Raw genomic sequence first — 13,254 nt, 5'->3', positions numbered from 1 at the left:
TTAGATGCTATACTAAATCCTGTTCCTTTTTAAAAAGAATACTAGGACAACAATAACTGTTTTAATTTTTTGTTTTGTCTCAACAGTATTGATAAACAATACTGTTGAAGGATAATATTAACGTTTAGAGAATTGGAATTTCTTACGGGCTTTCTTCTGACCGAATTTCTTACGTTCCACCATTCTTGGATCTCTAGTTAATAAACCTTCTGGCTTAAGCACTAATCTATGTTCAGGATTTATTTCGCACATTGCACGAGATATTGCTAAACGGATAGCTTCTGCTTGACCAGTAATACCACCACCAAATACATTTACGTTAATGTCAAAAGTCTCCGCGTTGTCAGTTAATACTAACGGCTGGTTTACTTTGTATTGTAACGTTGCTGTATCGAAGTAGTCTTTAATGTCTTTTTTGTTAATCGTGATTTGTCCTTTACCTTCTTTAAGGTAAACACGAGCAACTGCCGTTTTACGACGACCAATTTTGTGTAATACTTCCATTACTTGAATTCGTTTAAGTTAATTACTGTAGGCTTTTGCGCTTCGTGAGCGTGCTTAGTTCCTGTAACAACAGTTAAATTTCTGAAAAGTACTGCTCCTAATTTGTTCTTAGGTAACATTCCTTTTACAGATTTCTCTACTAATCTTGACGGATCTTTTCCGAACAATTCAGTAGCAGTTAAACTTCTTTGACCACCTGGATAACCTGTGTGACGAATGTACGATTTGTCATTCCACTTGTTTCCAGTTAAGATGATTTTTTCTGCATTGATAACGATTACGTTATCTCCACAATCAACGTGAGGTGTGAAGCTTGGCTTGTGCTTACCTCTTAAAAGTCTTGCGACTTGAGAGCACATACGCCCTAAAGTTTGACCATCAGCATCAATTAAAACCCACTGCTTATCGACAGTAGCTTTATTGGCTGAAATGGTTTTGTAGCTTATTGTATCCACAATTTTTAAATTTTATTTATTAAACATTCCTCTCTTAAAAAGAGTTTGCAAATGTACGATTATATATTTGATTACCAAATGTGAAGTGTGTTTATTTTATGTGGTAAGATTATGCGTGAGTGTTAGTTATAGAACTTGATTCTAGAGAATAAACAAAGTCCTCTTAAACCTAATATTTAACGCAAATATGTTAAATTGGATTTAAGAGGACTTTCAGGTGAAATTTAATCTTTTACTTAAAGATGTGTTTTTTTTAGTTTTTTAAACTATAAATAAGACCTCCTGTGTATGTTGTAGAGTCTCCAAGGTTTCTTCCGTCTACAGTTGTGTTTATACCTGCATTTAAACCAATTGCCTTTGTTAATGGTACGTATACATTTGCTCCTACACGAGAATAGTTAACTCTAGTTTCAGGAAAGTTTCCAACAAATGTGCTACTTCCTATGTCTCCGCCTTTATCAGAAGAGGTTTGTGCATCGAACCAACCATCTACATATATTTTACTAGATGCATAACCTAATTTAATTAAAGCATTAGCACTATTTGGTGCATCAAAATCATCACCATTACCTACATTAAAATTGTTGTCTGCTTTTCCTCTTATTGTATACCCTAAAGCTACAGTTCCAAAGAAACCATTGTTATTTTTGTAGTGCATTCCTAATTTCCCATCAACGCTAGGTGCTCCGTTACCAATAGATAAAATACCGTTTGGTTCGTAATCAAGTGCATAAGATCCGCTTACAGCTGTGAAATAAGTCATGCTGGCATTTTTTAGTTCTTCTTTTAAAAGAGAATATTTTAATGCAATACTGATATCTTGTAATCCAGATTGTTCCGTTTCTCCATTAACAGGATCAGCAACACCATTTCCTTCAGCAGATATATAAGGTAAGTTTACAATTGCTGTAAGTCTATCCGTAATACCATAATTAGCATAAAAGTTGTAGATGTTTTGTGTTATTTCGTTGTGAGCGGGAACGCCATCAACCTTGTCTGGTCCTATATAGAAACCGTCGAATTCGCTATAGGAATAAGATAGAGAGAAATTTGCGTCTCCCTTTTTAGTAAAGAAACCATCAACAAGTCCTTGAGCATTTACTTGGTAGAAAGAAGTAAAAAGAATTGCAGCTAATACTAGGCTAATTTTAATTGAGTTTTTCATTTTCGTTTTTTATTTTAATTTTCATCTTGGTCGTTTCGAAATGTTATAAATAACTTAATTTTTATTTTATTTTTTAAATGATTGATTTCTAGATATTAATAATTCAGTTTTATTACGAGGTTTTTTAATTATATGGGATAACATATATTAATAGGATTCTATATATTTAGCTATAAAGAGTCATTTTTTGTCTATTTTTGCAGCAATATGCGAGAATTACAACTATCAGATTGGTTACCTACCACAAACAAAGAGGTCAAAATACGTGGATGGGAAGCACTAGATGTTATCCTATTTAGTGGAGACGCTTATGTAGATCACCCAACATTTGGGCCTGCGGTTATTGGTCGTATGCTAGAAAGTTTTGGTCTGCGTGTTGCCATAGTACCACAACCTAATGTAAAGGACAACCTTCAGGATTTTGTTAAGCTTGGTAAACCAAAATTATTTTTTGGTGTTACAGGTGGTTGCATGGATCCTATGATTAGTAATTATAATGCTAATAAAAAGAAACGAGATAAAGATGCTTATACTCCAAATGGAGATATTGGGTTTAGACCAGATTATGCCACTTCTGTATATTCTAAGATATTAAAAGAGAAATGGCCAGATACTCCAGTTTTAATTGGTGGTATTGAAGCCTCGTTGCGTCGTGTAACACATTACGATTTCTGGAGCGATAAATTAATGCCTTCTATTTTAGAAACTTCTAAAGCAGATATGCTAGTTTACGGTATGGGTGAGCAACCTTTACGGGAAGTTGTACGTTTATTAGAAAGAGGAGTGCCTTTTAGTAGCATAAACACAGTATTACAAACGGCTGTTCTTTTAGGTAAAGACGAAGCAATACCTAAAAATGCAAATTGGGAAGATGTAGAAATTGTATCGCATGAAGTATGTTTAAAGGACAAGAAGAAATATGCTTCTAACTTTAAAGTAATCGAGCAGGAGTCTAATAAATTGGCAGCAAGACGTATTTTTCAGAAAGTAGGTGATAAAACCTTGATGATAAATCCGCCTTATCCAACGATGACGGAAGCCGAAATTGATGCATCTTTCGATTTACCATATACAAGATTACCGCATCCAAAATATAATAAGCGTGGACCAATTCCTGCGTTCGAGATGATAAAGTTCTCCATTAACATTCATAGAGGTTGTTTTGGTGGTTGTAGCTTTTGTACCATTTCGGCACACCAAGGAAAATTTATTGCGTCTCGTAGTCAAGAATCTATTTTAAAAGAAGTAGATACTGTGGCTAATATGCCAGATTTTAAAGGCTATTTGTCTGATATTGGTGGACCAAGTGCCAACATGTATCAAATGAAAGGTAAAGTACAGTCTATTTGCGATAAGTGTGTGGCACCTTCTTGTATTTCACCAGTAATCTGTAGTAACTTAGATACGTCGCACAAACCATTAACCGAATTGTATCAAGCGGTTGATAAGCATCCAAAAGTTAAAAAATCGTTTATAGGTTCAGGTATTAGACATGATATGTTAGTGCCAGAATTTAATAAAAATGCAGATCCTAAAGAATTAGATGCTTATACTGAAGAAGTAATGACTAAGCACGTTTCTGGGAGACTAAAAGTAGCACCAGAGCATACTAGTGATCCTGTTTTAAAGTTAATGCGTAAGCCTTCTTTTAAATACTTCCATAAGTTTAAAGAACGTTTCGATAAAATTAATGTCGCTAAGAAATTAAAGCTTCAGTTAATACCATACTTTATATCTAATCATCCTGCATGTGAGGTTGAAGATATGGCCAACCTAGCTGCTGAAACTAAAGATCTTGGTTTTCAGTTAGAGCAAGTGCAAGGTTTTACACCAACACCAATGACGGTGGCGACTGTAATATATTATAGTGGTTACCATCCTTACACGCTTAAAAAAGTAAATACACCAATTTCGCAAAAAGAGAAAGACGAACAACATCGTTTTTTCTTCTGGTATAAAGACGAAAATAAAGCGTGGATAAAAAAGACTCTAAATAGATTAGGTCGTGAAGATTTACTAAAAGTACTACTTCCGGATAAAGACGATAAATGGCGTAAAAACAAACCTAAAGGTGATGCTAAAAACACCTTTAACGATGCTGTGCCTAATGTTCCTTTTAATCAAAGGCAGAATAAAGCTAAGTTTAAGTCTAAAAATAAGAGACGTTAATCTCTACATTTCAACAAAATAATCTAATAGTACGTTTTGCTAATACCATTATTATGCAATTCAATTTAACGCATACATACCTATGATTTCTGATATAATTATAAACAAACCAGCACCTTTTTTACCAGAACAGCCTTTAGTGCAGTTTAATCGCTCTATAAACCTTAATCGTACGATTAAAGGATTAGAAGCTGGTAAACCTGTAATGATAACAGAATTTTACAGTAATGGGCTAGACTTGCTTAAAGCGTTACATAAGCATCTACAAGGTAAGTATCCTAACGAGACTTTCCAGGAGCAGCGCGAGTATCGTTTGGCTTATAAAGAATTGGCGAAGCTTATTTATATAAAAATTGTAGATCATAAATTAACGGTTAAAAAAGCACCAGCTATTGGTTGGTTAGAAGAATTATATCCAGAGGATACTAACTTTTTATTACCATTTACTAAAGTACAAGGACTTAATAGTGCTTGGCAATGGCATAAAAACGGCATTATTTTACCTGTGTTAAGAAATAAAATTCATCCGTATTACGGTGTGTATTTTCCAACACGTTTCGATCATTTAATACTGTTCGATAATTGGTTAAAAAGATATGAAGGTCCTAAAAAATCTGCAATAGATGTTGGTATCGGTAGTGGTGTATTATCGTTTCAAATGGTAAAGCATGGTTTCCAGAAAGTGTTTGGTACAGATACCAATCCAAATGCTATTGTTGGTTTAACGAAGTCTATGGGAGATACAAAAATGTCTCGTAAAATAGAACTCGATTATGCATCTCTTTTTGGTAAGTTTGAAAAGCAAACCGAACTTATTGTTTTTAATCCGCCTTGGTTACCTGCGTCTCACGATTTAGATAAAAACGACGAAGCTATTTATTATAACGAGACCTTGTTTCCTGAGTTTTTTGCGGAAGCTAAAAAACGATTACTACCAGAAGGAAAGCTTGTTGTTATATTTTCTAATATGGCTGAAATTACCGATGTTGAAAGTGAACATCCTATTAAAAAGGAATTGGCTGAAGGTGGTCGTTTTAAATTAGAAAACTGCTTAACACGAAAAGTAAAACTGGCTTCAGATAAAACAAAGCGTGATCAAAATTGGCGTGCTGAAGAAGAAGTGGAGCTTTGGGAATTGGTTAATGCTTAAACCTAAAGTTGTTCATTTTTAATTAAGCACAGGCTAGTGCTAAAAAAATAAAGTAGCAGAGACTTTTAGTTTTTTATGTAGATAATTTTGATTACATTTTAATTCAATATTTTTAATGCTATGAAAAAACGACTTCAAATAATTAATGCTTTTGCTTTTGTTTGTGTTATTGTAATGAACTATTTATCCAACACAGGTTTATTAAATAACACCACTATTGGTGAAGTGTCTAAAGAGTATAACACTTTATTTACACCAGCAGGTTATGCGTTTTCTATTTGGGGAATCATATATTTAATGGTTTTAGGATTTGTTATTTACCAAGGACGTAGCCTTTTTGTAACCGTAAGAGACGATGCTTTTGTGCTTAAAACAGGTTGGTGGTTTTTACTGTCTTGTATTGCTAATATATTATGGATTGTAAGCTGGATTTATGGTTACACGCTATTGTCTTCTGTCTTTATTTTTATACTACTAGTCTCATTAATACAAATAGTGCTTAAAAACAGCATGGAATTGGTAGACGAGCCCATTTCTGTTATTCTTTTTTTATGGTGGCCTTTTGTAATTTATAGTGGTTGGATTACCGTAGCTAGTATAGCAAACGTCTCCGCAGTTTTAGTGAAATACAACTGGGATGGCTTTGGACTCTCGCCAACCGTTTGGACCGTTTTACTTATTGGTATCGCCATGGGAATAAACCTAATTATTACCTGGACGCGTAACATGCGCGAATTTGCACTTGTTGGTGCTTGGGCTTTAATTGCTATTTATGTTGCCAATAGCGATGGGAATACTACCGTAGCGTATACAGCGGTAATTGCTGCAGTTATTTTAATACTTAGCAGTTTTACGCATGCTTTTAAAAACCGTGAAACGAATCCTGGTATTAAGTGTATGGAGTATTTTAGGGTCGAGAAATAAAACTCTCAAGCAGAAGTATTAGAGCTTGTTATGCGCTTAGCACCTTTACAAATTCACCTATAATTCTCATTTCTTTAGCACGCTCTTCGTCAAGAATTATATTTTTAAAATTTTTATCATAGGAATTAGGTTTCAGCATAATAGAATCATGTTGATAACCTTCTTCTGTAACTGTTTTTTCACTTGAATAGGTTTTTACAGTAAAAGCAGAATTGAAATCAGGGTCAAAGTAATCTCTATTTTCTATTAATAAAATTTTCCCACTACGAGAGCCTGTTACATTTTTTTTGAATATACATATGGAGTTATTTGGAATAGTCTTATTCATTGACTCGCCTATTACTCTACATGCGAAATAATCATCTGTTGCATATCTTTCTTGTACAGGAATTAGGTTGTATTCTTTTTCATCTTGCATTTCGCTAAAATTACCTGCTGCTGCATGAAAATTGTATAATGGAATCGTGTGATTAGATTCTATTATTGTTTCTGGAATATCCATTTCAAGTTGAATAGCATTGTTTTCTGTTAGCTTTGTAATAACTGATTTATTAATTTTTGAACCTGGATTTTCCTCTAAATATTGATACATGGAGTCAGAAACTGGATTTTCTAAATCAAAACGAATTTTGACTACGGAAACTTTTTTTCCACTATCACTATTCATTTTTGTTTGTTCAACATTAGTTTTTTGTGGGTTAATATCTCCCATATAATAGAAATCAGTTCCTTCGTCGTTGTTTTTTTTAATAAATAGAGGAAGGCGAATTTCACCATTATTTCCTAGAATAGATTGAACATCTTTACTGTCTATTTTTCTATTCGATTTCGACATCCAATCAAACTCTTTTTGATTTACGAATTCGTCTTCATATTTAGTAGATTCAGAGATATCTTCTTCTTTATGATAATTTACAAATATTGGGCAATATTTATTGTCTGGACTTACTAAGTAGCCGCCAACATTTTGAGCAACTGGATTTTCGGAAAAATTTAAAATCCTAAAAACATCTTTTCTTGAATACTTTCTATATAAATGAAATCCATCATTCCATTTGTTGGCATCAAAGTTTTTGTTGAAATTATAAAGAGAATATTCTATTGTGTCTAGTAAAAATTCTTTAAAACTAGAATCATTTAAAAGTGTTTTAAATTCATTTTCCAATGAGAATATATCATTTTCTAATTTGAGAATGTTCAAATTATAAATATCTCTAACAGGTACCAGTTTTCCTTGTTTTTTCTCTCTTACGAATTCAAAATTGATATTTGAAACACAAGAAGAAATAGTTTCTTTTGATATGTTATAATTATACTTTTCTTTGATTTTGGCTTTTAGTTTTTCGATATTAAAACTTCCAGAAATAATCGTTTCTTTTAGTATGACAGACTCTTCTATTCGTTTAGAATTATTTATTTCTTTTGAAAATAATTCTAATAATTTTATTTGCTTTATGCTTAAAACTGCGGTAAAATTATTTTCGGTTCTATTTAAAAAATTGTAGTACGACTTTGAGTGATTAACATATAAATAAGGGTCTCTAGAATCATTTTTCACAAAATCCATCATCATTGGAATACGCCCGATTCTACTTTTTAAATTATTGTAGTCTATTTTTAAATCCGTTAGCAATTGCATCTTTGCAGAATCAATTGAAGCATATATTCTTTCTTTAGTGATTTCATCAAAATTAATAGTTGATTCACCTGGAATCATACTGCTGCCTTCTGAAATTAACTTTCGTATTTTATCTTTATTGAAAGAAGTGTCACCATATAAAGCGATTGGTATTAAATAATTGTTTTTATAATTACCAATAAAATCAATGATAGTTAAGTAGTACTTGTTGTCTGTTTTTCTTAATCCTCGTCCTAATTGCTGAATGAATATTATTGCCGATTGGGTTGGGCGAATCATAATGACTTGATTGATTTTTGGTATATCAATTCCTTCATTAAAAATATCAACAGTGAAAATGTAATCTAATTTGATTGATAAATCGTCACTTTCTAATAGCTCTATGGCTTTTGTTCTTTCCTCTTCTGAACTATCTCCAGTTAAGGCTTTAGTTTTATATCCTCTTAGGTTAAATTTATCGGATAATTCTTTGGCTTCAATTTTTTTAGAACAAAAAATTAAACCTCGTGTAATTCCGTTGTCCGAACCATAAAACTCAATTTTAGAAATAATTTTATGGACTCTCTCTTCAGCTGTTAAAAGTCTGAAGTCAGATTCATTTTCAAGTATTTCGTTATTAACTGATAAGTCTGTTACGCCATAATAATGAAATGGAATAAGCATATTCTCTTCCATTGCTTTATTCAATCTAATCTCATAAGCTATATTGTGGTCAAACAAACTATAAATGTCTTTGTCGTCTGTTCTGTCAGGTGTTGCAGTCATACCAAGAAGAAACCTTGGGTTGAAATAATCTATTAATCTAATATATGAATCAGCTCCGGAACGATGGGATTCATCGATAATGATATAGTCGAAGAAATCTTTGTCAAATTGTTCTAAATGATTTGATTTTGAAATTGTTTGAACAGTTGAAAATACAAAGTCTTTATCTAATTCTCTTTGATTTCCGGAGTACAATCCCATTGTTTTAGACTTTCCAAAAATAGTTTTAAAAGTCTCCATGGCTTTCTTGGCAATGTTTAATCGGTGTACAACAAATAGAAGTTTTTTAGGATTAAAAGCTTTGGCATCAAAAGCAGCTAGGTATGTTTTACCTGTTCCGGTTGCAGAGATTATAAGCGCTTTATTATTTTCTTTTCTTAAGTTTTTTAAGTTCTCTAATGCATCAGTTTGCATAGAGTTTGGAGTTATTTCTAAATTGAGCCCTTTAGATAATTCTTCTTCACTCTTTTTATAAACTAGAAATTGTTTTTTATAAATAGCTTCATATTTTTCAATATAAGTTTCATTTACAGTTTCACCTATTTCAAAATCCTCTTGAAATTCAGTTATTACTTTATCTACTATTGAACTTGAGTTTCTTGCGGAAACTTTCATGTTCCACTCTTTATTTGTGGATAGTGCAGATGAGGTTAAATTACTACTCCCAATAACTAAATTATAATATCCAGAATGTTTAAAAATGTAACCTTTCGAATGCGAGTTTTCTTTAGTTATTATTTTTAGCTCTATGTTTTTAAATTGACACAGTCTTTTTAAAGCTTCAGGTTGTGTAAAGTTTAAATATTGAGAAACAAGTATTTTTCCTTTAACACCTTTTTCTTCTAAGTTTTTAAAAGTATTTATTAACGTTGCTACTCCGCTTGTTGTAACAAATGCAACAGATATATAAAAGCTTTCGCAATTTTCTAGTTCTTTAATAATCGTAGATAGAACTTTCTTCCTTGGAATTTTTCTGTTTACAAGTAATTCAGGTTGATATAATGCATCAGAATCTAAAGATTTATCAATAAATCCTGTTAGTATACTCTCTTTAAAATTATCATTAAAAGCTTTATTCATTTTCAATTAATCTGTTAACTATTGGAATATCAGCTTCAGCCCAATCTAATTTATCAATGTCTTTTATTGTTAACCATTGAGAATAAATATGTTCGTTTAATTGAATGTTTTTAGTTTCAGAATGACATTTAAAACTATGCATTGTTAATTCAAAATCAGGATATTTATGTACGACAGTAAGAAATAAACTTTCAATTTTTGTTGGAGTAAAATCTAATTCCTCAATAAGTTCTCTTTTTAAAGCTTCTTCTTTTGATTCTCCTTTTTCAATTTTTCCACCAGGAAATTCGAATTTTTCTGAGATATAACTTAGTTTGTTTACTGGTCTTTGAACACAGAAAATTTCATTTTCAAAATATATTATTGCTGCGACAACTTCAATTTTTTTCATTCAAAATACTTTTCAATTCAAATATAAAAGACGATTCCTAAATTGTATTACGGTTTTCCGTACTTACTTTTCTTTAAAAAAGATTAATGAGCCTCCAGCCAATTCAAACCAATATCCATTTCCACATCCAAAGGAACTTCCATTACAAAAGCACTCTCCATTTCCGTTTTAATCAATGTTTTCATTTCTTCCAATTCAGGCTTATAAACATCAAAAACCAATTCATCATGCACTTGCAGTAGCATTTTAGTTTTATAATTACCAGCTTCTAATTTATTATAAATATTAATCATGGCAATTTTAATAATATCGGCAGCAGAACCTTGTATAGGTGCATTTACCGCATTACGCTCTGCAGCACCACGCACAATAGCGTTAGCACTATTAATATCTTTAAGATAACGCCTTCTATCTAAAACCGTTTTTACATAACCATTATCGCGTGCAAAATCGACTTGTTCGCTCATGTATTGTTTCAGTTTTGGGTAAGTTTCGTAATAAGTATCAATAAGCTCTTTGGCTTCACCACGCGATAAATCGGTTTGGTTACTTAATCCAAAAGCAGACACACCATACACAATCCCAAAGTTTACGGTTTTGGCATTACTACGTTGCTCTCGAGTGACTTCGTCTAAAGGCACATTAAATACTTTTGCAGCGGTAGAAGCATGAATATCTTCACCATTTTTAAAGGCTTCAATCATGGTTTCCTCTTCACTTAAAGCTGCAATAATACGCAGTTCTATTTGACTGTAATCGGCAGCTAATAAAGTATAGTCGTCACTACGCGGAATAAAGGCTTTACGCACTTGACGACCACGTTCTGTACGAATAGGAATGTTTTGCAGGTTAGGATTGTTACTACTTAAACGACCAGTAGCAGCAACAGTTTGCATATAATCTGTGTGTACACGACCTGTAGAAGGTTCTACTTGTAATGGTAAAGCGTCCACATACGTGCTTTTTAGTTTTGCTAAGCCACGATATTCTAAAATATCTCTAATAATTTCGTGCTCTTTGGCTAAGGCGGATAATATATCTTCGCCTGTTTTATATTGTCCGGTTTTGGTCTTTTTAGGTTTGTCTACAAGCTTTAGTTTTTCGAAAAGGATGATTCCTAATTGTTTTGGTGACGCGATATTAAATTCTTCGCCAGCAACCGCGTAAATTTTGGCAACTAAAGAGTCGATGTCTTTGTTTAGGTCTTCCGCTAAAGCGTTTAAAAAAGGCACATCTAAATTAATACCTTCTAATTCCATAGCCGCTAGTACGCGTACTAAAGGCACTTCGATGTCTGTAAACAGTTTTTTAGTATTGGCTTCGCCTAATTCTTTTTCAAAATGCTCTTTTAGTTGTAAGGTAATGTCCGAATCTTCAACCGCATATTCGGTTTGTTTCTCTAACGGAACATCGCGCATAGACAATTGATTCTTTCCTTTTTTACCAATTAAATCTACAATAGGTACTGGTGTGTAGTTTAAGTAGGTTTCTGCCAATATATCCATATTATGGCGCATGTCTGGATTTATTAAATAATGCGCTAACATGGTATCGAACAGTTGTCCTTTTACTTGCACGTTATATTTTGCTAATACTTTAATATCGTATTTTAAATTCTGACCAATTTTCTGAATGTTTTCTGCTTCGAAAAAACATCGTAATTCTTCGATAATAGCCTGTGCTTCTTCTTTGTCTTCTGGAAATGGTAAATAGAAACCTTTACCAACTTCCCATGAAAAGGCAATACCAACCAACTCTGCGGTTAATGGATTTAAACCTGTAGTTTCCGTATCGAAACACACAGACGTTTGGTTCATTAAGTTTTTAATAAACAGTTTGGTTCCCATGCCTGGTGCTACACTTTGGTAGAAGTGAGCGTAGGTTGCAATGGTTTTTCTTGCCGAAGCGTTTTCTGTTGTCGCTTCCGCGGAAGGACTCTCGCCTCCAAACAAGTTAAATTGTCCTGCGCCAGCACTTTCGGCTTCTTTAGGTGTTACTTTTACTTCTTTTTTAGCTGAAGTGTCTGCTGTTGCAGTTGCAGGAGCACCAGAGGTAAATGTTTTATTAAAATTATCTATCAGCCTTCTAAACTCTAATTCCTGAAAAATCTCAGTCACTTTTGGAATATCTGGTTCAGACATTTCATAGTCTTTAGCATCAAAAGTCACAGGAACATCTAGCATAATAGTAGCTAGTTTTTTAGATAGTAAACCTAATTCTTGATTGGCTTCTATTTTTTCTTTCATTTTACCTTTCAGCTCATGCGTATTGGCAAAAAGATTTTCCATAGTACCATAAGCGGCTAAAAACTTCTTGGCTGTTTTTTCGCCAACGCCTGGAAGTCCTGGGATATTATCACTTGCGTCTCCCATCATGCCTAAAAAGTCAATGACTTGTAAAGGATCGGTAACTGCAAATTTCTTTTGTACTTCTGGTATGCCCCAAGTTTCGTAACCACCACCAAACATTGGTCTGTACATAAATATGTTTTCGCTTACTAACTGCGCAAAATCTTTATCTGGTGTGACCATAAACGTTTGGTAACCTTCTTTCTCGGCTTGTTTTGCTAAGGTTCCAATAATATCATCGGCTTCGAAACCTGCTTTTACTACAATAGGAATATGCATGGCTTTTAAAATGTCCATGATATAAGGTATTGCTGTTTTAATACCTTCGGGTGTTTCGTCTCTGTTGGCTTTGTAGGCTTCGAATAGCTCTACTCTGTCTGCACTTCCGCCTTTATCGAAACAAACGGCTAAATGGTCTGGTCTTTCACGTTTAATAACGTCTAATAATGAGTTCATAAAACCCATAATTGCTGAGGTATCTTCTCCTTTAGAGTTTATTCTTGGATTTTTTATAAAGGCATAGTAGCCACGGAAAATTAATGCGAAAGCATCAACTAAAAAGACGCGTTTGTTATCTGACATTGTAATTGTTTTAAATTTGAAAGGTGATGTCACTTTGAGCGCAGTCGAAGAGTCTTTTAATTCTATCTAACAAAAAGTCTAA

Annotated in this window: 9 protein-coding genes; 3 read left to right on the top strand and 6 right to left on the bottom strand. The window is 33.0% G+C overall.

Annotation, left to right across the window (positions count from 1 at the left end; genetic code table 11):
* Positions 1–117: 117 nt before the first annotated feature.
* From rpsI to ASC44_RS07220, 3 genes are all read right to left on the bottom strand, one after another.
* A complete protein-coding gene (gene rpsI, locus ASC44_RS07230) occupies positions 118–504 on the bottom strand; it encodes a 30S ribosomal protein S9 (RefSeq protein ID WP_055446944.1) in 387 nt (128 codons plus the stop codon).
* A complete protein-coding gene (rplM, locus tag ASC44_RS07225; protein ID WP_055446943.1) occupies positions 504–959 on the bottom strand; it encodes a 50S ribosomal protein L13 in 456 nt (151 codons plus the stop codon). Before rplM ends, rpsI begins: the two co-directional genes overlap by 1 nt.
* Positions 960–1,212: 253 nt before the next feature.
* Positions 1,213–2,124 carry a transporter gene (locus tag ASC44_RS07220; RefSeq protein ID WP_055446942.1) on the bottom strand — a complete coding sequence of 304 codons (912 nt, stop codon included), beginning with the start codon at positions 2,122–2,124 and terminating at the stop codon, positions 1,213–1,215.
* A gap of 207 nt (positions 2,125–2,331) precedes the next feature.
* Here ASC44_RS07220 and ASC44_RS07215 point away from each other — a divergent pair, with 207 nt between their 5' ends.
* The 3 genes from ASC44_RS07215 (at position 2,332) to ASC44_RS07205 (ending at position 6,367) form a co-directional block, all read left to right on the top strand.
* Positions 2,332–4,293, top strand: a complete 1,962-nt coding sequence (locus ASC44_RS07215; protein ID WP_055446941.1) for a YgiQ family radical SAM protein — start codon at positions 2,332–2,334, stop codon at positions 4,291–4,293.
* Between the two features lie 82 nt (positions 4,294–4,375).
* Complete coding sequence (locus ASC44_RS07210) at positions 4,376–5,443, top strand: methyltransferase (RefSeq protein ID WP_055446940.1); 1,068 nt, start codon at positions 4,376–4,378, stop codon at positions 5,441–5,443.
* Between the two features lie 120 nt (positions 5,444–5,563).
* The gene (locus ASC44_RS07205) at positions 5,564–6,367 is read left to right on the top strand and encodes a hypothetical protein (RefSeq protein ID WP_055446939.1); all 804 of its coding nucleotides are present in this window, start codon (positions 5,564–5,566) and stop codon (positions 6,365–6,367) included.
* 28 nt (positions 6,368–6,395) lie between these two features.
* On the opposite strand, the gene ASC44_RS07200 is transcribed toward ASC44_RS07205, so the two are convergent.
* The 3 genes from ASC44_RS07200 to polA form a co-directional block, all read right to left on the bottom strand.
* Complete coding sequence (locus ASC44_RS07200) at positions 6,396–9,851, bottom strand: DUF3427 domain-containing protein (protein WP_055446938.1); 3,456 nt, start codon at positions 9,849–9,851, stop codon at positions 6,396–6,398.
* Positions 9,844–10,242 carry a (deoxy)nucleoside triphosphate pyrophosphohydrolase gene (locus ASC44_RS07195; RefSeq protein WP_055446937.1) on the bottom strand — a complete coding sequence of 133 codons (399 nt, stop codon included), beginning with the start codon at positions 10,240–10,242 and terminating at the stop codon, positions 9,844–9,846. Before ASC44_RS07195 ends, ASC44_RS07200 begins: the two co-directional genes overlap by 8 nt.
* 83 nt (positions 10,243–10,325) lie before the next feature.
* Positions 10,326–13,172, bottom strand: a complete 2,847-nt coding sequence (gene polA, locus ASC44_RS07190; RefSeq protein WP_055446936.1) for a DNA polymerase I — start codon at positions 13,170–13,172, stop codon at positions 10,326–10,328.
* Positions 13,173–13,254 lie beyond the last annotated feature (82 nt).

The sequence above is a fragment of the Lacinutrix mariniflava genome (assembly GCF_001418015.1).
Lineage (GTDB): Bacteria > Bacteroidota > Bacteroidia > Flavobacteriales > Flavobacteriaceae > Lacinutrix > Lacinutrix mariniflava.
Note: the sequence above shows the minus strand (reverse complement) of the source record. Positions and strands in the feature narration are given on the sequence as shown.